The sequence below is a fragment of the Chryseobacterium contaminans genome (assembly GCF_001684955.1).
Taxonomy (GTDB): domain Bacteria; phylum Bacteroidota; class Bacteroidia; order Flavobacteriales; family Weeksellaceae; genus Chryseobacterium; species Chryseobacterium contaminans.
Genome location: NZ_MAYF01000057.1, coordinates 41898 through 62499, shown reverse-complemented (window position 1 = coordinate 62499; position 20602 = coordinate 41898). Strand labels below are relative to the sequence as shown.

Annotated in this window: 27 protein-coding genes and 1 pseudogene; 21 read left to right on the top strand and 7 right to left on the bottom strand. The window is 35.6% G+C overall.

What is annotated here, in order from left to right; translation table 11 throughout:
* From BBH99_RS22700 to BBH99_RS05140, 6 genes and pseudogenes are all read left to right on the top strand, one after another.
* Positions 1-199 (top strand): annotated as a pseudogene (locus BBH99_RS22700) (transposase); the annotation flags it as partial.
* Positions 200-257: 58 nt separating this feature from the next.
* A complete protein-coding gene (locus BBH99_RS05155; protein WP_066692896.1) occupies positions 258-1085 on the top strand; it encodes an alpha/beta hydrolase in 828 nt (275 codons plus the stop codon).
* 115 nt (positions 1086-1200) lie between these two features.
* Positions 1201-3696 carry a phenylacetic acid degradation bifunctional protein PaaZ gene (paaZ, locus tag BBH99_RS05150; RefSeq protein WP_066692894.1) on the top strand — a complete coding sequence of 832 codons (2496 nt, stop codon included), beginning with the start codon at positions 1201-1203 and terminating at the stop codon, positions 3694-3696.
* A gap of 180 nt (positions 3697-3876) precedes the next feature.
* Entirely contained in the window at positions 3877-4038 is a 162-nt protein-coding gene (locus tag BBH99_RS23140; RefSeq protein ID WP_449384795.1) for a bacteriocin-like protein, read from the top strand.
* A 158-nt stretch (positions 4039-4196) separates the two neighbouring features.
* Entirely contained in the window at positions 4197-4949 is a 753-nt protein-coding gene (locus BBH99_RS05145) for a DUF4241 domain-containing protein (RefSeq protein WP_066692892.1), read from the top strand.
* Between the two features lie 35 nt (positions 4950-4984).
* Positions 4985-5674 (top strand): SMUG2 DNA glycosylase family protein, encoded by a 690-nt coding sequence (locus BBH99_RS05140; RefSeq protein ID WP_066692890.1) that lies wholly within the window; start codon positions 4985-4987, stop codon positions 5672-5674.
* An 87-nt stretch (positions 5675-5761) separates the two neighbouring features.
* Here BBH99_RS05140 and BBH99_RS05135 read toward each other — a convergent pair whose 3' ends face one another.
* The gene (locus BBH99_RS05135; protein WP_066692883.1) at positions 5762-6583 is read right to left on the bottom strand and encodes a T9SS type A sorting domain-containing protein; all 822 of its coding nucleotides are present in this window, start codon (positions 6581-6583) and stop codon (positions 5762-5764) included.
* A gap of 36 nt (positions 6584-6619) precedes the next feature.
* Positions 6620-7171 (bottom strand): phage tail protein, encoded by a 552-nt coding sequence (locus BBH99_RS05130; protein WP_066692880.1) that lies wholly within the window; start codon positions 7169-7171, stop codon positions 6620-6622.
* 338 nt (positions 7172-7509) lie between these two features.
* Between BBH99_RS05130 and BBH99_RS05125 the strand changes: the two genes are divergently transcribed.
* The 10 genes from BBH99_RS05125 to BBH99_RS05080 all read left to right on the top strand — a co-directional run bounded on the left by BBH99_RS05125 (position 7510) and on the right by BBH99_RS05080 (position 13851).
* Positions 7510-8274 carry an enoyl-CoA hydratase/isomerase family protein gene (locus BBH99_RS05125; RefSeq protein ID WP_066692872.1) on the top strand — a complete coding sequence of 255 codons (765 nt, stop codon included), beginning with the start codon at positions 7510-7512 and terminating at the stop codon, positions 8272-8274.
* A 172-nt stretch (positions 8275-8446) separates the two neighbouring features.
* Positions 8447-9064: a hypothetical protein gene (locus BBH99_RS05120; RefSeq protein ID WP_066692870.1), complete on the top strand. Its 618-nt coding sequence runs from the start codon at positions 8447-8449 to the stop codon at positions 9062-9064.
* Positions 9065-9138: 74 nt separating this feature from the next.
* Positions 9139-9429 carry a winged helix-turn-helix domain-containing protein gene (locus BBH99_RS05115; RefSeq protein WP_045492574.1) on the top strand — a complete coding sequence of 97 codons (291 nt, stop codon included), beginning with the start codon at positions 9139-9141 and terminating at the stop codon, positions 9427-9429.
* Between the two features lie 62 nt (positions 9430-9491).
* A complete protein-coding gene (locus BBH99_RS05110) occupies positions 9492-10331 on the top strand; it encodes a metallophosphoesterase (RefSeq protein ID WP_066692913.1) in 840 nt (279 codons plus the stop codon).
* Between the two features lie 13 nt (positions 10332-10344).
* Entirely contained in the window at positions 10345-10641 is a 297-nt protein-coding gene (locus BBH99_RS05105; RefSeq protein ID WP_066692868.1) for a hypothetical protein, read from the top strand.
* A 12-nt stretch (positions 10642-10653) separates the two neighbouring features.
* Complete coding sequence (locus BBH99_RS05100; protein ID WP_066692863.1) at positions 10654-10950, top strand: hypothetical protein; 297 nt, start codon at positions 10654-10656, stop codon at positions 10948-10950.
* A 13-nt stretch (positions 10951-10963) separates the two neighbouring features.
* Entirely contained in the window at positions 10964-11449 is a 486-nt protein-coding gene (locus BBH99_RS05095; RefSeq protein ID WP_066692860.1) for a Coq4 family protein, read from the top strand.
* Between the two features lie 11 nt (positions 11450-11460).
* Positions 11461-11754: a hypothetical protein gene (locus BBH99_RS05090; protein ID WP_066692855.1), complete on the top strand. Its 294-nt coding sequence runs from the start codon at positions 11461-11463 to the stop codon at positions 11752-11754.
* Between the two features lie 24 nt (positions 11755-11778).
* Complete coding sequence (locus BBH99_RS05085; RefSeq protein ID WP_066692851.1) at positions 11779-13149, top strand: DUF4153 domain-containing protein; 1371 nt, start codon at positions 11779-11781, stop codon at positions 13147-13149.
* Positions 13150-13164: 15 nt separating this feature from the next.
* On the top strand, positions 13165-13851 hold the full coding sequence (locus BBH99_RS05080; RefSeq protein ID WP_066692849.1) for a DUF1361 domain-containing protein: 687 nt from the start codon (positions 13165-13167) through the stop codon (positions 13849-13851).
* Between the two features lie 24 nt (positions 13852-13875).
* On the opposite strand, the gene BBH99_RS22305 is transcribed toward BBH99_RS05080, so the two are convergent.
* Entirely contained in the window at positions 13876-14013 is a 138-nt protein-coding gene (locus BBH99_RS22305) for a hypothetical protein (RefSeq protein ID WP_165601886.1), read from the bottom strand.
* 19 nt (positions 14014-14032) lie between these two features.
* Between BBH99_RS22305 and BBH99_RS05075 the strand changes: the two genes are divergently transcribed.
* Positions 14033-14572: a hypothetical protein gene (locus BBH99_RS05075; protein WP_066692845.1), complete on the top strand. Its 540-nt coding sequence runs from the start codon at positions 14033-14035 to the stop codon at positions 14570-14572.
* 61 nt (positions 14573-14633) lie between these two features.
* Complete coding sequence (locus tag BBH99_RS05070; protein ID WP_066692843.1) at positions 14634-15146, top strand: hypothetical protein; 513 nt, start codon at positions 14634-14636, stop codon at positions 15144-15146.
* Between the two features lie 58 nt (positions 15147-15204).
* Here BBH99_RS05070 and BBH99_RS05065 read toward each other — a convergent pair whose 3' ends face one another.
* Positions 15205-16860 (bottom strand): S8/S53 family peptidase, encoded by a 1656-nt coding sequence (locus tag BBH99_RS05065; RefSeq protein WP_066692838.1) that lies wholly within the window; start codon positions 16858-16860, stop codon positions 15205-15207.
* A gap of 359 nt (positions 16861-17219) precedes the next feature.
* On the opposite strand from BBH99_RS05065, the gene BBH99_RS22905 reads away from it, so the two are divergent.
* Positions 17220-17342 carry a hypothetical protein gene (locus BBH99_RS22905; protein WP_262487189.1) on the top strand — a complete coding sequence of 41 codons (123 nt, stop codon included), beginning with the start codon at positions 17220-17222 and terminating at the stop codon, positions 17340-17342.
* A gap of 59 nt (positions 17343-17401) precedes the next feature.
* On the opposite strand, the gene BBH99_RS05055 is transcribed toward BBH99_RS22905, so the two are convergent.
* The 3 genes from BBH99_RS05055 to BBH99_RS05045 all read right to left on the bottom strand — a co-directional run bounded on the left by BBH99_RS05055 (position 17402) and on the right by BBH99_RS05045 (position 19552).
* Positions 17402-18559, bottom strand: coding sequence for a serine hydrolase domain-containing protein (locus tag BBH99_RS05055; RefSeq protein ID WP_083188751.1), 1158 nt, complete (start codon positions 18557-18559; stop codon positions 17402-17404).
* Between the two features lie 75 nt (positions 18560-18634).
* The gene (gene dtd / locus BBH99_RS05050) at positions 18635-19084 is read right to left on the bottom strand and encodes a D-aminoacyl-tRNA deacylase (protein ID WP_066692836.1); all 450 of its coding nucleotides are present in this window, start codon (positions 19082-19084) and stop codon (positions 18635-18637) included.
* Positions 19085-19093: 9 nt separating this feature from the next.
* A complete protein-coding gene (locus tag BBH99_RS05045; RefSeq protein WP_066692833.1) occupies positions 19094-19552 on the bottom strand; it encodes a Rieske (2Fe-2S) protein in 459 nt (152 codons plus the stop codon).
* 110 nt (positions 19553-19662) lie between these two features.
* Here BBH99_RS05045 and greA point away from each other — a divergent pair, with 110 nt between their 5' ends.
* Both greA and BBH99_RS05035 read left to right on the top strand, forming a co-directional pair.
* The gene (gene greA / locus BBH99_RS05040; RefSeq protein ID WP_066692830.1) at positions 19663-20133 is read left to right on the top strand and encodes a transcription elongation factor GreA; all 471 of its coding nucleotides are present in this window, start codon (positions 19663-19665) and stop codon (positions 20131-20133) included.
* A gap of 58 nt (positions 20134-20191) precedes the next feature.
* Positions 20192-20581, top strand: a complete 390-nt coding sequence (locus BBH99_RS05035) for an HIT family protein (protein WP_045492597.1) — start codon at positions 20192-20194, stop codon at positions 20579-20581.
* Positions 20582-20602 lie beyond the last annotated feature (21 nt).

The following is a 20602-nucleotide window of genomic DNA, read 5'->3' as shown; positions in this document are numbered from 1 at the left end:
TATCCATAACAATCCTGTACATCATGGTTTTGTCGACAATATTGAAAATTGGAAATATTCTTCCTATCAATCTTTTTTAAGTTTAGAAAAGGAAAGCAAATTGGATAGGAAAACGATACTAGACTATTTTGAAACAATAAAAGATTTTATGGGTTACCATCATTCAAATGTTGAATATGATTACTTGGATTTAGAATAATTGTGAAAATCTAAACCTAACAGGTTTTTAAAACCTGTTAGGTTTCAAAAAAATAAATATGATTAAGAAAATTGCCCTTGTATGCAGTATGATGTTTGCGGTAAATTCTATAGTATCAGCACAGACTGTTACTACAAAACCGCTTACAATAGGAGAAGTGAGGACCATTAAGTCCAAAGCATTGAATGAAGAAAGAACATTAAACATCTATCTTCCTCAAAATTTTGATAAAGCAAAAGCCTACCCAGTCATCTATCTTTTGGATGGAAGTATGAATGAAGATTTTATCCACGTTACAGGGCTGGTGCAGTTCTTTAACCAGATGTATTCCATGCCGGAAACTATTGTGGTAGGAATTGCTAATATAGACAGAAAGAGAGACTTTACATTTCATACAGATTTAAAAGATCTTCAAAAAGATTATCCTACAACAGGACATTCGGATAAGTTTATCACTTTTTTTGAAAAAGAACTGAAACCTTATGTGGAAAGTGAATTTAAAACAACAGAAAAGTATCTGTTTGGACAATCTCTTGGAGGGTTGTTAGCAACTGAGATTTTATTGAAGAAACCAGAAATGTTTAACAATTATTTCATCATCAGTCCAAGTTTATGGTGGGATGATGAAAGCCTTTTAAAACAAGCCCCTCAATTGCTTTCAAAATCTGCGGATACTAAAAAGTTCGTTTATGTGTCTGTAGGAAAAGGAGAGCATCCTGTGATGATAAAAGATGCAGAAGCTTTCTATGATGTTTTGAAAAAAGCAGGAAAGAAAAACTGGACAGTAGAATATAAAATGATGGAAACAGATAATCATGCAACCATTCTTCACAGAAGTTTATATGAAGGACTGGTGAAACTGTTTCCGTATCAGGAACCGAAATAATTATAAATGTAACAATATACCAATGTAAAAATGTAGCAATTACTGTCATGCTGAGCGAAGTCGAAGCATCTATTGGTAAGCTGTTAGATTGATACACTGTTAAATTAAATATTATATGGAAAAACTAAAAAACTATATCTACGGGCAATGGATAGAAGGAACCGGAGCAGGAATCCCTCTTTACAATGCTGTAACAGGAGAGCAGGTAGCTGTTTCCGATACGGAAGGTCTTAACTTTGAACAGGCTCTTGATTACGGTAGAACGGTAGGATATAAAAATCTATCTTCAATGACTTTCTACGACCGTGGAGAAATGTTAAAAAAAGTAGCGCTTTATCTGTTAGAAAGAAAGAAAAAATATTACGAGTTATCATACAAAACAGGGGCAACTCATGTTGATTCATGGGTAGATATTGAAGGAGGTTTCGGAACTTTCTTTACCTATTCAGGATTAGCGAAGAGAATGCTTCCTAACACACCGTTTTGGGTAGATGGAGATACTCAGAAGATTTCTGCCAACGGAACTCATTTGGGAACTCACATTCTAACACCAAGCGAAGGCGTTTCTGTACAGATCAATGCCTACAACTTCCCGGTTTGGGGGATGCTGGAAAAGTTATCCACATCATTGTTGGCAGGAGTACCATCTATCGTGAAGCCATCACCTTTTGGTTCCTACCTTACGAATGTAGTATTCCAGGATATGATTGAAAGCGGTGTTTTACCTGAAGGTGCAGTACAGCTGGTTTGTGGAGAACCAGGAAATATTCTGGATTATGTTCAGGATGGAGATTCAGTTCTGTTTACAGGTTCGGCTACTACTGGAAGAAAACTAAAATCACTTCCTTCTGTTGCTGGAAATGCCGTTCGTTTCAATATGGAAGCCGATTCCCTGAACTGTTCAATTCTTGGATTGGAAGCAAAACCAGGAACTCCGGAATTTGATTTATTCATCAAAGAAGTTCGTAACGAAATGACCACAAAAGCGGGCCAGAAATGTACGGCGATCAGAAGAATTATTGTTCCTGAACATTTAATTGGTGATGTTCAGAATGCTTTATCTAAAGCGTTAGATCAAACAAAGATCGGAAACCCATTAAGCAGAGAAACCAGAATGGGATCTTTGGTGGGAAGACAGCAATACGAAGAAGTTTTAAGAAAAGTAAATATCTTAAAATCAGAAACAGAGCTTGTGTATGACGGAAAACATGAGCTTGTAGATGCCAGCTATGAAAACGGAGCATTTATGAGCCCTAAATTATTCCTGAACGATAAGCCTTTCGAGAAGAATATTTCTCACGATGTAGAAGCGTTCGGTCCTGTATCTACATTAATGCCATACAAAGATGCCGAAGAAGCTGCTGCACTGGCAAAAAGAGGAAAAGGAAGTTTGGTGGGATCTATCGTCTCTCACGATGAAAACTTTATTGCAGAAACTTCATGGAAAATGGCTTCTCAGCACGGAAGAATTTTTGTTCTGAACCGAGATAATGCTAAAGAAAGTACGGGCCATGGTTCACCACTTCCAACATTAATGCATGGAGGACCTGGTAGAGCAGGAGGCGGTGAGGAAATGGGCGGTTTGAGCGGTCTTCATTTCTTCCTACAGAAAACAGCTATTCAGGGCTCTCCGGATGTATTGAAAGCGATTACTAAAATTTATCAGCAGGGAGCAGAGAAAAAATTCTCAGATAAGCATCCTTTCCAGAAATATTTTGAAGAAGTTGAGGTTGGAGATTCCTTAGAAACAGCAGGAAGAACTGTTACTGAAGCAGATATTGTAAACTTCTCAAACGTTTCATGGGATCATTTCTATGCCCATACTGATGCTACAAGCTTAACAGGAACTATTTTCGATAAAACAGTTGCTCACGGATACTTTATCCTTTCAGCAGCAGCAGGATTATTTGTTTCGGGTAAAAAAGGACCTGTTATCGCGAATTATGGACTGGAAGAATGCAGTTTCTTCAAGCCTGTATATGCGGGTGATACCATTACGGTTTATTTAACAGCGAAAGAAAAGATCAACAGAGGGGTAAAAGGAAGAAATATACCTTCAGGAGTGGTAAAATGGTTGGTAGAAGTAGTAAACCAAAGAGATGAGGTGGTTTGCGTTGCTACTATTTTAACTTTGGTAGCAAAACAGTCTCCTTTCATCGATCTTAGTGTGAAGAATGTTCAGAAAATTTTAAGTGGATTAACGGAAAGCACTCCTGCACTTTGGGGTAAAATGTCTCCACAGCAAATGATTGAGCACTTAGAACAAGGAGTGTTGGTAAGTTTAGGAGAACCGGAAGCAGACAAATGCTTCACTCCTGAAGAACATCTTGAAAAATGGCAGGATTCCCTTTACAATCACAGAGCAATGCCGAAGGACTTTACAGCTCCGTTTTTACCGCAGGATGGTTCACTTCCGGAATTGATCCATAAGAATCTGGATGCTGCAAAACAGTCTTTCATAGATAATCTGAAACGATTTGTAGTGTATTATAAAGAAAACCCACAGGCAGAACATATGAATTTCGTATTCGGAAAACTAAATAAAGAAATGTGGGAACTGATGCATAAAAAGCATTTTACTCACCATTTTGAACAGTTTGGATTGATTTAATTCAAAATAAAAACACATAAAAAAACAGCATCTTAGAAATAATTTGCTGTTTTTTTATAGAGTGCAGGGAAACTTGAATAATATCAGTTTATTGTACTAGGTTTTATTAAAAATAATTAACTTTAATAGGCGAAATCCGAAAAGCATATAGAGTAGGAGAGAATATCAAAACTAATTGCTATGAAAAACATTAAAAAACTTTCAAGAAATGAATTGAGATCTCTTAAAGGAGCAGGACCAATATGGAATTGTACTGCTCATTCTTGTCCTCCGGGCGTCTGTTGTATTCCTGGAAGATGGCCTGACCTTGCAGCTGCATGTGTGATATGTGCAAGTTCTTAGTTTAATTAACCTTTACAATTTAAAATACGTAAAGCAGCATTTCATCAGATTTGCTGCTTTGTTGTAATAATCTTTTGTTAAAACCCTCACTCATATTGGTTAGCATTATATTTATTCGTTATTTTCAAGCTTAAAATGGACATATAAAACAAACAATAATGAACGAAAGTTGGATGCAAAAATGGGAAGAGGTAAAAGACAAACTGGTATCTCCTGTAGATATTGAAACCTATTTTACCTCGGATGAAATTATGGAGCAGAAGATGGAAACAATGGAAATTGGTAACGTTTCCCTTCCATCAGGAAAAGTCATCGTAAGAGATCCTCTGGTATATCTGAATCAGAAAGAGCAGCCTTTCTTTGTTGAGGTTCCCAAAGGAAATTTTCCGGTAACTATTGCGGTAGTAAAGCTGGAAGATTGGGGAGATCGATATGCCGCTGCAAAAGTAGAGTTTACAAAAGAAAAACCTGTTCTTTACAGGGAAGCATTAATAGGTATTGAAAATATTGACGATGCTAATGAAGACGCTTTTTTTGGATTCAATGTAGATGCTGGTTTAGCATGCATTACCGACCCTGAAGTGGTTCCTCATGTGGAAAAATTTATTGAAGAACTGGATGTGGAGAATATTTATGATGATTACTTTGCAGAACTATTTGCTAAAAGTTATAAAGAGAATCCGAGAAATCAGAGAGATCTGGGAGACTGGATCAATTGGACAGTTCCTAATACAGAATATCATATTCCAATATTTGCAAGCGGAGTAGGAGACGGAGTATATCCTGTTTATTTTGCGTATGATGAGAATGACCGGTTATGCGGATTGTATATTCATTTTATAGATATTGAATTAGAATTGTCAGAATATGATGAAGATGAGGAGGATGAAGATGATGAAATGCCAGGTTAACCGGATCGTTTCGTTTTTCTAAAATAAATTTACCTATGAATAAAACTTTTGCAGATCAGGTTATTGATTTTAACAAAAACTTATCCTATTCAGGAAGCCTTCAAGATGGCTTTGAAGTTTTGAATCCGTATCTGGATAATCCGGAGACGATGCAGGTAATGCAAAGGTTTTATCATAAATATTATAACGATTCCAACAAAAGAAAATTCCTGGTAGGGATCAATCCCAGCCGCCATGGAGCAGGGGTAACAGGTGTACCGTTTACCGATACAAAAAGATTAGAAAGCGTCTGCGGAATAAAAATGAAATCTGCCCATACCCACGAAGTTTCCTCAGTATTTATGTATGATATGATTGAAGACTATGGAGGCGCAGATTTGTTTTATAAAGATATTTACATCAACTCACCATTTCCTTTGGCCATCGTGAGAAAAACAAAAAATGGCTGGCTCAATGCCAATTATTATGATGATAAAGAACTTTTCCAAGATGTAAAGGATTTCATGATTGAGTCATTGAAAAAGCATATCAGCCTGAACCTGGATACCTCAGAAGTTTTTGTCCTAGGTAAAAAGAATGCAGAATTCATTTCAAAGCTTAATAAAGAAGCTCAACTTTTCAATACTATAACTGTTCTGGAACATCCACGGTATATTCAGCAATACAAATCAAAAGAGAAGCAGTTGTATATAGATAAATATATTGTAGCCCTCAAAGATAAATAACAAAAACCCTTAATAAAAATCAAGGGATTTTGTCTTCATGAATTAGAATCTTTATGGGAACAAGATCGGATGTGAAACTTATAAATATTAGTTTTTAACAACTTTAGCAGACTCTGTTGCTGTTTTGATAAAGTAAATTCCTTTCGGAAGTTCTGAAATATTAATATCATTAGAACCCTTTTGAGCCTGGACTGTTTTCAGTATTCTTCCGTCAGTACTGTAAATTTTTACCTCTGAGTTTTTTTCTAAATCGATAGAAAGAGGGCCATTAGTCGGATTAGGATAGATGCTTACTTCTTTTTTTGAAATCTTGTTTTCTGAAGTACCTAAGACAATATTGCTGTCTTTTACCCATGTGAAGGCATCAAATCCAACATATCTGAAGCCTCCGTTTGCAGTAATACGAAGCTCATCAATAACAATATTAGAGTAATTCTGACCATTCAGGTTAGTCATATCGATCAACGTATATCCGTTGGTAGCCCCTAAACTTGTTGCAAAACCGGTTGTTTTTGTTTGGGTAAATTTCGTTACTCCGCTCAGTTTTCCGGTTATAGTAATAGACCCTTGTACGTTGAGGTCAAGATTCAGCGAAGAAAGAAACATCCAGAATCTGTTTACTTTAAATAAATTAGAAGTTGTTCTGATACTGAAGGATGGTGGAGACTCAGTATTATTAGAGTTATCAATATAACGGTTGTCATTGGCTGTTCCGTTCCAGCCTGTTCCAGGAAAGTTTCCTTGAATATCAAAAACACTTACATGAGAGATGATGTTGAAAACAACCCCATTATCAGTGAAGCTTGTACTTCCATTTGATTCTGTCTCAAATTGCTCTGTACTGGTCTGCCCGAATGAAAAAATTGAAATGAGCAGACTACAAATTGTAAAAATAGTAGTGCTTTTCATGATTTTTATTTTTAAATGTTAGGTTATTGTATGTTTTTAATCCCTTGGAGGATAAATCCCTTCAATACAGATGATATAATTGAGCCCCAAATAAGGAGGCATATTATTCAGAGGTAAGTTTTGTCCTACAAAAGAGATACTCTGGCTATTGATAGCGGTATCAGGATTTACGTTATTAACAAAACTTGGAACCACATTGAAATCTCTTCCTACCTGTGTTCCGGTAATAGCGATAGATGTAGTGGCAGAAGGGGCAGATGTATCGGCATTTTTATTCGCTACTTTAAGCTGAAACCCTGCTCCAACACTTGGAAGGTTAGATGCCAGTAATGTATTTTGTGTAGTTCCGGAAACTACGCCCAGCGGATAGTTTTCACTTGTGTTTACGCTTCCCGCACCCAAAGCCATTTTTCCTTTTAAATTAGGAAGTGCAAATGTTGTTATTCCATCACCACCATAAGTTGTTCCTAAAATAGAAAATACTGCTGAATAGTTTGAGATACTAAGTAGCCTGCCGTCACAGAACATCCATCCTCTAGGTGCAAAATTTCCTGCAAATAACTTAATGATTCCAATGTATTCGTCCATAATAAATATTTTTTAGCCTTTAATTTTCTTACTCTGTTGATGGCTTTTCAGATTCCGCCGGTTATTGTCTTTATTTCCTAGTCAAAGGAACAACTAATAAACAGGCAGTACTAGCGTAGAAAATACCAAATTGAAAAATCCGTATTTCTACGTACAAGGAGTTTTATTGTGCACATTAATAGTAAAAACTTATACTGTATGCTGTGCCATCATTAATTAATTGTTCAATAGTAACTTTCAGCCTTTCCCTTCCTGATTTCAGTCTAAAAAATGTCTGTATTAAGTTTCTTCAAAAGCCTTGTATTTAGTATTTTTGTAAGAATCCAATAAAAATTAAAATGAACGAATTTGTAGCATCAGAAATTAAAAATAATATTGCCGAAATTACTTTCGGAACCCCAAAAAGCAATTCCCTTCCAGGAGCTATTTTAGAAAAACTGGCCCAGACTATTTTAGATGAAGGAGCTAAAGATGAGGTAAAGGCCATTTTAGTAAAAAGCGAAGGAGAAAAAGCCTTCTGTGCAGGAGCAAGCTTTGATGAACTTCTGGCTATTGAAGAACTTGAAGCCTCCACAAAATTCTTTGGAGGTTTTGCTAAAGTTTTGAATGCGATGAGAAACTGCGGAAAGATTGTTGTAGTAAGAGTTCAGGGAAAAACAACCGGTGGTGGAGTAGGTATTGCTTGCGGTGCTGATTACTGTTTTGCAACAAAAGACTCTGCATTAGCGCTTACAGAGATCAATTTAGGAATCGGACCTTTCGTAATTGGCCCTTACGTAGAAAGAAAGATCGGAAAATCACAATTTTCAGCAATGGCTATAGATGCCGATTTCAGATCTGCTGAATGGGCAGAACAGCATAATGTATATCATTCAGTTTCCGATAGCATCCAGGAAATGGATGAAAAACTGGAGAAGTTCTTACAGACTTTAGCATCAAGAAGCAGTGATGCTTTAGCATTAATTAAAAAAGTTTCATGGGAAGGAACCGATCATTTTAATGAACTGATGCCGGCAAGAATTCATATGAGCGCCAGCCTTATCTTAGAAGATTCTGCAAAGAAGAATATTGAAGCTATTAAAGAGCGATTGAGAGTAAAATAGCTTTTATTCCATACAAAATACCAAACCGTTGATTATTTCAGCGGTTTTTTTGTTTATTGGAATTGATAAAGTCTACTATTAAGAGAGAAATAGTAATAGATTTATAACATTTAATAAAAATATTTTTGCAAATTCAAAATAAATTATAACTTTGTAATTCAAAGTTCTTTTTATGGATAAGAAAAATTATCACGAAGATTTGTCTCATATCCGTTCCATGATGGAGCGGTCTTCCAGATTTATTTCTTTGAGCGGCCTCTCAGGAGTTGTGGCAGGTATAGTAGCACTTTTAGGTGCCGGTTATGCCTATTTTGCCATGGAAAGTAAAAAAATGGAATACATTAATGGAGGAAGGCTTAGCTTTACGCCGGAATTGGTTCAGGAGTTAATTATTACTGGATTAATCGTTCTGGTGATTGCTGTTTCCAGCGGATATATCTTTACGGCCAATAAAAGTAAAAAGAAAGGATTAAAGATCTGGGATGCCACTACAAAGCGACTTTTAACTACCTTTGCAGTCCCTTTAGCCGCTGGTGGAATCTTTTGTGCTGCCCTTATTGAACATCATTTGGTAGTTTGGGTTGCCCCTACCACTTTAGTCTTCTATGGGTTAGGTTTAATAAGTGCCGAAAGATACACTTTGCCAGACGTTAAATATCTTGGATACTGTGAAGTTATCCTCGGATTATTTTCTCTGTTCTTTCTGGGCTGGGGATTGTTTTTCTGGGCTGTTGGCTTTGGCGTTTTGCATATAGTTTATGGACTTATCATGCATAAAAAGTATAAATAAAAACTTAAATTTGCAGTTCCTTAGGTGCTATTCTTTACAGGCAGCGACCTGATAGCTGCAGCCTATTACCTATTATGATCAAAATTAGTCAACTCAATAAAGAATTTGAAAGTCGTGTAAGACTGGGTATTATGTCCGTTCTTATGGTAAACGACTGGGTTGATTTCTCTGAAATGAAGGGATTGTTGGAAATTACGGACGGAAATCTTGCCAGCCACAGCAATGCCCTTGAAAAAGTAGGATACATTGAGGTGAAAAAAGAGTTTGTAGGGAAGAAGCCTAAAACTTCTTACCGCGTTACCCAAAGTGGAAGACAGGCTTTTACAGATCATTTGGATGCTCTTGAAAAACTATTGGGACGCTAGTCTTATATTTTTTTGAATTTTAACTTTGTAATTCAAAGTTCTTTGTTTTAAAACAAATGAAAATGGATAGAAAAACATTTTTAAAAAAGATTTTACAAATTTCAGTTTTAGCTGCTTTTCCAGGATTATATTCCTGGCAGGTAGAACCATTTTGGGTTGAATTTGTCCAAAGAAAACTTCCTGTGAAAAACTTACCTAAAGCTCTGGATGGGAAAATACTGATGCAGATTTCCGATTTACATGTAGGAGCTAGGTTCGACTGGAATTTTTTAATTGATTCTTTTCAAAAAGCCAAACAATATAAACCGGATTTTGTAGTCTACACAGGAGATTTCGTTAATCATGGAATTCCCCAGGAGCAAGAAGATTTAAAAAAAGTAATGCAAAACTGTGTTCTGGGTGCTTCTGCAACCTTTGGGATTTTAGGAAACCATGACTACGGAGAAAACTGGAATGATACTGAATGTTCGGAAAGAGTATGCAATACACTCAGCAGTTTAGGAATTAAAATGCTCAGGAATAGCCAGGAGGAAAGTCATGGTTTAAATTTTATTGGATTTGAAGATTTATGGTCCACTCACTTTCGGCCTTCAAAAGTGATGGAAGAATATGATCCCTCAAAGGCCAATATTGTGCTTTGTCACAACCCCGATGCTTGTGATCTTGATATATGGAACGGATATCAAGGCTGGATTCTGAGTGGGCACACTCATGGAGGGCAATGCAGAATTCCGGGAGTGATAACACCCATACTTCCTGTAAAAAATAAACAATATATATCCGGAGAGATTGATCTGAAAGATGGAAGAATGTTATATGTCAATCGTGCCCTCGGGCATTCTTTTCAAATAAGATTTATGGTACGTCCGGAAATCACTGTCTTTACTTTAACTCAAGCTTAAAAAAATTAATTAAATGAAAAACAATGAAATCATCAACCTTGGAAAATCCATATTTGGAGTATTTTTTATACTGGGAACAATCTTCCTTTTAGGAGGAGTAATAACCAGAGATGAAGTATTTGCTGGGGCAGGCTATATGCTGATTTATTTCGGAGTGCCGGCAAATCTGTTGTGTGTATTATCTTTTTTGATTTACGGTATAGTATATCGTCCGAAATTTTTAAACTGTTTAAAGGCTATTGGTATACTCTCAATCAATATTCCCATTGCAATTCTATATACTGTAATAGGTAGCAAATTATTTAATTAAACTATTCAAACAATGTCAGAAAGAAATATTTTAAACTTAGGAAAAGCTGTATTTGGAGTGTTTTTCCTTACAGGAAACATCTGCCTTTTTGGGTATGTTTTAACTAAAGATTTCAACTTTGCAGACGTAGGTTTTTTGCTGGTTACTTACGGTGCAGTTTTTAACCTCCTTCTTTTAGCAGGTCTCATGCTGTATGGATTGACCAATAAGAAGAAACGTAAACCTTGTTTTCAGTCAGCAGGATATCTTATCATTAATATACCCTTTGCTATTCTTTATGCCATCATAGGATGGGATCTTGTTTTTTAAAATACATAGCACTATGAAAAAAATACGCGTTCAGTTTCTGCTTTTTGTGTACAATAAAACTCAAAAGCTCTACAGGAAATACTTTAAAAAGAAAAAAAGACAGTGGCAGTTCAATGAAAGACAGCTGTTGGAGTTCAGGGAAGATTCGCTGGGAAGAAAACTGGGGGAATTCTACCATAAGCACGGGTTTTCAATGATTCCCAAAATGGAAAACCACGATGTCCATCACCTGATTACCGATTTTGGAACCAATTTCGAAGATGAAATTGCGATGCAATATCTTCTGCTGGGAAACGGGAAACTTAATGCCCATCTTTTGGCAGCAATCGTATTAGGTACTCTCATCCTTCCGGAATATATGAAAACCTACCTTAACGCATACCGCAAAGGGCAGAATATGAGAGCTTTTTATGAGTGGGACTTTGAAGGATTATTATGGCAAAACTTTGAACACCTGAAAGACTTTATCCAGCAGAAAGAACCGGTTGTTTTACATTAAAAATTACGAATATGGAAAATATAAAATTCAGTACTGCCGGGAAATATACTTTTCTTATTTCATTGGGTGTGGGAACATTTCTGTTCTTATTATTTCTTATTACCGGAAATGATCTTTTACTGATTTATGGATTTATGTATGTCATCTTTGCAATACTTGTGAATGTAACAGTGCTTGTATGTGAATTGCTCGTTTTCTTGACGGATATTTCCGAAAGAAAAGACTCAGGAAACTCAGTTCTCCTTTTATTGGCCAATATTCCTATTGCTATACTCTATCTTCTGGTCATTTTCAATTTTTATTAACTCAACTTTTAAACTTAATGCTTTATGAAAACACATCACTATATATTTCTCACAACCGCTCTGTTTGTAGGCCTTTTTTATGATCAGGATATGGGGCTGAATCTTGGAATCCTTGGAATCATTTACACCATTCTGAATTTCTTCAAAACTCCTGAAAGAAATAAAACCAGAACATTTTATATCCTTACAGTGACAAGCATCCTCTCTGGGATTGCATTTGCATGGTATGGAGATTTCCCATCATTTCTGGCAGTAGCAACTTCACTTCTTTTGCTGGCCTATAAATCAAGGAACAGGAAAATGAAGATACTCTTTCTGATTCCTGTTTTTATAACAAATGTTCTTACCTCAATTTGCAGGATTTTTATGTTTGATAAATGGCTGCCTCAGAGAAATGTTCCGGGAATGTGGCAGAAGATTATGGCTTTTGTACTCATTCCATTCATTCTTATCTCCGCTTTCTTTGGAATTTATGCAGTTGGGAGCGACCATTTTGCCGCTCTTTTCACAGAGTATGAATTGGATCTCAATCTCTGGCAGATTTTCTGTCTCTCTATTTTAGGATTTTTTATCGCATTCAATTTTTGGAATTATGCCATTGAAAAACTGATTTACAAAAATCATTACTATTTGGATAACGACTTCCAGAAAAATGCTCAGGAACCTAAAGCAACTTATTCATTCCTTGATCTGGATGCTGAAAGAATGAGTGGAATAGTATCTTTCTTTTGCCTGAATATTTTGCTGGTCTTTTTCATAATTACTTACAATTATGAACAGTTTTATGAAGTCTCAAAAACACCTGTTCAGCTTTCGGAAGAAACCCATGAGCGTGTCAATGCTGTTATAATGTCTATTATTATGGCAATTCTGGTAATTATGTTTTACTTTAAATCAGGATTTAATTTTGATCCAAAAGCAAAGTTGCTGAAAATTTTAGCTAAAGTGTGGATTGTTTTGAATGCTGTTCTTATCCTGTCTGCAGCCGCCAAAAACTATGAATATATTGTCAGCTATGCCTTTACATACAAAAGATTGGGTGTTTTTGCTTTCCTTATTTTATCTCTCGTGGGCCTTGGTTTAACTTTTATTAAAATTCAAAGACAGAAAAGAAATGCCTTCCTGTTCAATAGCATGGTGTGGTACTTTTATGGAACAATTCTGATATGCAGCTATATCAACTGGGGAGGTTTTATTACTTCACAGAATATGAAACGTAAAGATTTTGCTGTTAATTATCATTTTGGCTCAATTAATTTTAGTGAGAAAAGTTTGATGAAATATGCAGATGAAAAGAACGATCAAAAGCTTAAAAGAGATCTTCAGAATAAAATTAAAGCAGAAAAGTCAAAAACTTTCCTTTCAAAGATTATCTATTACCAAACTATCAAATAATAATAAGGAAACACCATGAAAAAGTTGATGGAATCTCCAAGATTTAAAATGAATATATTATTGGTATTCATGACCTTATTTTGTATCAGTCTTTCTCTTTTCAGATATTATATCACTGAAACAAAAGTGTTTTTTTTCTTGAACTGGAATCTGTTTCTGGCCTGGGTTCCTTTATGGCTGAGCAGTATTATTATGGCATTCCATATTAAAAGTAAATTATCCATAGCCATGATTATGATTGTCTGGATTTTATTTTTTCCCAATTCACCTTACATCCTGACTGATCTTTTCCATTTAAAAGTAAGAAATACAATTCCTATCTGGTATGATCTGATTGTAATCCTTTCCTATGCATGGACTGGGCTGATCTGTGGCTTTTTAAGTCTTATTGATATTGAAAAACTTCTGTCTGGTTATAGTAATGAAAGAACTATTAATGGAATTGTGGTCCTCTTTCTTTTTATGAGCAGTTTCGGAGTGTATCTGGGGAGATTCCTGAGATGGAATAGCTGGGATATTCTGAACAATCCTTTTGGGTTATTCAATGATATTGTAGTACGGTTCATCTATCCTCTGGAATATACAAAAACCTGGGGCGTTACCCTTTTAATGGGAATTATGCTCAATTTTATGTATTTCACTTTTAAACTGATTAGAAATAACAATGAAAAGCATGTGCGGTCTGAAAATATAGATTATTAAAAAGAGTTGGAACAATTTTAGCATTTAAAAAGGACTGATTAACCAGGATGATGTTGAAAATGGAAGTTTAGCATTGATAACTTTTGATGAAACAAGGCTTTTATAAATATGGAAAACTACAAGAACTTCCATCTCCCAGCCTCCGGCTTCCATCTTTTTCACTTCCTCAAAATTAATTATTATGAAAAAAAGCTTATTGTTAATTCCTTTGATTATTATTTCATGTAAAAAAGATCCTGCTGTAACAGATGTATCTCAAAAGGATTCGGCTATTGTAACAGAAATGCCGGATTCTGTCTATAAAACAGATTCTGTTGCACTGAAAAAGAAAGATTCAATTATTAACAATGCCTCTGCTACTAAAGAAGTTTTGCGTAAAGGCGTAATGAGAAATGAAAAGGAAGGGCAGATTGTAAGAACAGCAGATGCTTCCCAGCTTCCTTTTACGATAGGAGAAGAATTCAAAAATGATGGTCAGGAACTGGTTTTAAAGCTTACCAATTTTGAGAAGTCTGATATCAAAGCAAAGATTTCAACTAAAGAGACAGATTTTAATATCAGATTCAATCAGATAAAACTTCCTAATGGAGACTATGATGGGCCTTTTGGCAGAGAACTTTCCTATAAGATTCCTGAAAATGGAGAAGTATGGCTGATTATCGGGAAAAGCAATATGGCATCAGGAAATACGAAAGGGCACTTTACAGTAAGTATTGAGTAATAGTAAATCAATTTGGTACAGTTTCTGCAAATTAAAATCTGAAAATTTAAATTTATAAATTATGAAAAATATCGTTCTAACAGCAATGGCCGCTTCAGCTGTACTTGTAAGTTGCGGAACCGTACAATCGCTGGTTCAGAATACATTTCCCTATACAACGAATGTTTTAGTTTCCACCGGAGTACCGGCTGATAAAGAAGTTTCTTCCACAGCAACGGCTACCAATGTACAAACCTGGTTTGGAGGTAATAATAATGCCCTGATTAAAGACGTAAGAATCTCTGATGCAAAAATTTCTGTTGCATCTCCTTCAGGAGGCAATTTGAGTGCGTTTAAAACTATTAAGATCTATGTTTCATCAAGCGGAACAGGGGAGAGGTTAATAGCATCCCGCTCCAATATCTCTACCAATTCATCAAGTATGAGTTTGGATCTGAATGATACAGGATTCCTTGACAATATTGTAAAAAGCTCCGGGCTTACTGTAAGAACAGTTTATGAATTGAAAAATCAGACTTCTTCAGATATGAATATTAAAGTAGCTCTTAATTTCAGCAGCGTTCCTGCAAAATAAATTTATAAAACTTAAAATAAAAACTCCTTTCATTTGCTGAAAGGAGTTTTTGTTTATTCTATAGCTTGGTGAATTTCTCCACAACCCTTCTTGATCCTTCATTGATATTGATGATATACTGACCAACCGGAAGGTCCGAAATATTAATTTTTTCGTCTGAAGAAACACCGGCTTTTATTACAGATCTTCCATTCATATTGATAACTTCAATATCCATTTTTTTATTTTCAGTATTTTGAATAGCAATATAATTATTGGACGGATTTGGGTAAACTTTCACCTCAAGTGCCGGTAACGCTTTAGCAGAAATTGTAGATTTACCTTCAAGCTGTAAAATAGCATTTCTCACATTCGGAAGCGGACCGATTTTTTTATTCACATCAGTACCTCCCTGTGGAATTCCTGTAGAGACCAAAAGATTTCTCATTGCAGCCGGAGTTAAATTCTGCCCTGTAGTCTGGCGGTAAAAAGACTGGATCAGTACTGCTGCAGAAGCTACAGTTGGGGTGGCCGAACTTGTTCCGCTGAAATAATTATAGGTCCTGTTATTATCATTATCATACTTTGCATATGATCCATATCCTGCAGCTAGAACACTGCTTCCCCATCCCTGTACATCCACTCTGCTTCCATACGTACTGAAGCTTTGTTTTGAATGAGTAGTATTGGGTGTTCCCGCACCTACGATAATTGCACCACTGTTTCCTCTGGCTCTGTAAGTTGCATAAAAAGGATCATCAAGATCCTGGTTGCCGTTTCCTGCCGCAGCGATGATGATAATTCCTGAATCTGTAGCAGCTTTTGTAAGGTCCCAGATCACACTGTCGTATTCAGCAGGGCAATATTGACCGTCTTTTCCACCGGTTTGCATTTCATATAAAATAATATCTCCGGCCTGTGAGGCATTGATGGATCTGCTTACTGCTGCTGCTCTGTTATATCCAACAGTCGTCCATTCCATGTATCCTTTGATCTCTGAAGCGCTATAAACAGCACCGGTAAGCCCGATATTATCTTTTACAGACCCTAAAATACTTACCACGGCTGTACCGTGATCTCTGTAATTATTATTGGCTAATCCTGAATTGGGAGAATAGCCTGGTTCCAATTGAATAGAATTCTGATTGGCTAACATTTCGTGTGTTTTATAGAAACCATATTCAACATCACGGATACGGATGTTTTGTCCGGTAATCCCTCTTGACCAGGCATATTTTGCATTAATTCCAGGGTTGTCATTAAGATAAGTCTGCACACTTTCCAGATCGGGAGTTGCTACAAACATATTAACCAAAGGTGGCTCAACCGGTGTACTGCTCATTACGGAAACATACTCTATTTCAGGAAATTTTTCAAGAGTTTGGGTAACTCTTTGAAAAGAATCACCGTCCTGTACAGGAACACTGGCTCTAAATATTCTTTTCAGCTTTAGAACAGATTCGCCGGAGTTTCCGTTTCGTTTGCTGCTGGCAATCATTTCATTAATTTTTTCATTGTTGAAACCCAGATCATAAGTGAATGAAATTCCATTTTCTCTGGTAAATCTTTCCAGTTCCGGATTTTTGCTGAGTGCATCTTTTTCTGAAGAAATTCCTTTTGAAAAACATACATAGATCAGGTCATTTTTGGGAGCACTGCGGTCCGATAGAGATTGTCCGAATGAAAGGAAGAAACAGAACACCAATAGAGGAAGGAGTTTGATTTTTGTTTTCATATTATTTTTGTTAAGTGGTTGTGAATTAGTTTGAATAATATCAAAAATAATAATAAAATGAAAACAAATCACGTTTTTGTGAGTTTATTTTTTAATTGCACTTTTTTTGTCTTGATATAAAGGGTTTGTAATCATTTTTATAAAAAAATCCCTCTCAGTTTGCTGAAAAGAATTTTTTGTTTTTAGATAGCCTGAATAGGTTCTTTTTGTTCATCACTTTGGATATCAATTGAAGGGCGTTTAAAACCATTAAAATATATGTTTCATTCTGCGGAACAGGAGAGAGGCTGATCGCATCCCGCTTTAACATTTCTACCAATTCATCCAGTATAAGTTTGGATTTGAATGATACAGGGTTCTTGGATAGCATTGTAAAAAGCTCAGGACTTACCGTAAGAACAGTGTATGAGTTGAAGAATCAGACTTCTTCAGATATGAATATTAAAGTAGCCCTTAATTTCAGCAGCGTTCCTGCAAAATAATTGTTCTAAAAAGATATTGAAAAAACGTCTTTCAGCTGAGGAGAAAGACGTTTTTAATTTTAATCAATATATTTCAATTGAAGCAGTATTCTTCTAATGTGTCCGGTAATGAATTGATTATTATTGGTAAGCCAGATAATGGATATGTTTTTATCAGGAATCATCAGCAAATGAGATTTAAAACCGCCTTGATCCCCTGCATGTTCTATTACTTTGACATGTTCCTCTGTTTTTATACCTGAATAAAAACCATTGTGAACAAACCATGTCCCGGTATGATCTGCTGGTTTCTCACTACTCCAGTTTATGGGATTATAAACTGTTTCAGATTCTTTAATAATGGTACAGCTTGTAAATTTACACTCCTGAATTGCTGAAATGTATTTTTTTAAATCCTCAACAGAGCTCCATACTCCTCCGTTACCAGCAGCTGCAAATGTCGGATATTCACCATAATCATATTCCTGATATACTTTATCTCTAAGGATATAACCATGAGCTACATTTTTATCAGGGAAATTACCATCTGTTATTATGCTGTTATTCATTCCGGAAGGCTTGAATATATTTTCTGCAATAAAATGCTGCCATTTCATATAGCTTGCTTTTTCAATAACCAATGCTAATCCGTTATAAGCAGGATTGGAATAATTAAATTTACTTCCTGGTTCAAACTCTAAGGAGTCAGTCTGTTTTAAAGGACTGAAATTTTCTTCATCTTTTGCCGTAAGATAATAAATACTATCTTTTTCAACATGTCTAAGATCTGGAAGACCTGAAGTATGTGTAAGAAGATGATGAAGCTTAACGGCATTCGCTATTTTTTTAACTTTAAAATCCGGAAAAAATTTCAACAGATTGTCATTGACGGAAAGTTTATTTATTTTTTGGAGTATTAAAATGCCGTAAGAAACAAAGGTCTTGGAAATAGAACCTAGGTTTGAAACCGTTTTGGTTGTAAACTTTTCCTTTGTTTTAAGATCTGCAAGACCAAATGAGTTTTCATATAGCGTTTTACTACCTTGCTGTATTAATATACTGCCTCCAGGCCCGTTTGCATTAAAAATATTTGAAAAAGCAGAGTCTAGTTTTGTCTTTAAAAGTTCATCACGGCTTTGGCCCAGACAAAATCCTGTACTAAAGAAGAATAAAAATAAAAATTTTAACGCACGGCTTGAGGAAAAAAATATTGTTCTGGGGATAATTTTTGTTTTCATTTCTTAGGTATTAGTACGGCTTACGATCAGGTAGATTCCCAATCCTATAAATATAATTCTTTAGTGTGTTAATAATCAGATTTTTGTAATGGAGTCCATAACGATGGTGACAGGCCCATCATTAATTAATGACACTTTCATATCTGCTCCGAAAATACCGCTTTCAGTTTTCAACCCGGATTTTGATATTTCTTCTTTAAAATAATCAAATAACGGAACGGCTTTATCGGGTTTGGCTGCTTTAATGAAAGAAGGACGGTTTCCTTTTTTATAATCTGCAATCAATGTAAATTGACTGATGCATAGGATTTCTCCGGAAATGTCCTTTACAGAAAGATTGAGCTTATCATCCTCATCTCCAAAGATTCTTAGGTTAAGTATTTTCTGAACCAACCAATCTGCATCTGTCTTTTCATCATTCTCATCAATGCCTACCAGCAGCATTAATCCTTTTCCTATTTCACCTACTGTTTTCCCATCTACTTTTACACTGGCTTCAGAGACTCTTTGTATAACGATCTTCATCTTTTTATTTTAATAGTAAATATTTAAAATTTTGCTTCCCGGATCATAATTATAAGAGGTATAAGTCTTAGGCGGAAGGGATGTTTTTGCTCCATCCAATGGCTGGCCGGTTCTTAACATCCATTTTGTGCCATCCTTCGGACATACAATGGCAATATTGTCTTTTACTTCAAGGGTTGTTTCATTATCCGGGCATAAATGAGGAGCATTCCGGTCATAAACCTTAAATGCATTTCCAACACGAACAATGATTAAGCCTCTGGTTCCGGACTGTTGTTCATTAACATATATCCAGCCGTCATCATAGTTTAAGGCATTATATGCAGGAAGGTTTAAATTTAAAGAAACATTGATAGGGACGTTAGGAAAGCAGTTCACCGTATCTTCTCTGCTTCCGCATGAGTTTATAGATAAATTGCTGAAAATCAATAAAATGAAAATAGATAATATCGAAAAAGTTTTTTTCATTTCAAATTAAATTTTTATATATTTGTAAAAATTAAACGATTATAACACGTAAAACATTGTCCGGCAAATGTCGGATTATTTTTTTATACTAAAACTAAATTTTGAAAATTATGGCAAGCTATGTAACAAAGGAGGGCCTTGAGAAAATGAAAGCTGAGCTGGAACAGTTGGAAACTGTGGAAAGACCAAAAATTACTCAGCAGATCGCAGAAGCTAGAGACAAAGGAGATTTGTCTGAAAATGCAGAATATGATGCGGCTAAAGAGGCTCAGGGTATGCTTGAAATGAGAATTTCCAAGCTGAAAGATGTTATCTCAACTTCTAAAATTATAGATGAAAGCCAATTAGATACTTCAAAAGTTTCTATCTTAACTACAGTGAAGCTTAAGAATAATGCAACTCAACAGGAGCAGGTATTTACATTGGTACCGGATAATGAAAGCGACCTTAAAACAGGAAAGATTTCTGTAAACACTCCAATTGCTAAAGGATTGCTTGGTAAAGCTAAAGGTGAAACCGCTGAAATTACTTTACCGAACGGAAACAAACTTTCTTTTGAAGTATTAGACATTTCGCTATAGTCTGATACACTCTTTTCATTTCTAAACTTCCAGTATTTAATCTCTAACTTTTATAAAAATGAGCACTATATTCACAAAAATCATCAATGGCGAAATTCCCTCTTATAAAATTGCAGAGGATGAAAACTTTATCGCATTCCTCGACGCAATGCCTTTGGTGAAAGGACATACTCTAGTAGTTCCGAAAAAAGAAGTGGATTTGATTTTTGATCTTGAAAGTGAAGAATACAAAAACCTTTGGGGATTTGCCCAAGAGGTAGCCAAGAAGATCAAAACTGCAATTCCATGTGTAAGAGTAGGAGTAGCGGTTGTAGGGCTTGAAGTTCCGCATGCTCATATTCATCTTATTCCTTTAAACAAGATGGAAGACATGAACTTCAGAAATGAAAGACTAAAATTAACGAACGAAGAATATACAGAGATTCAAAACTCAATTATTAATTCTTAAAACACAGAAAATCGTAAAAAA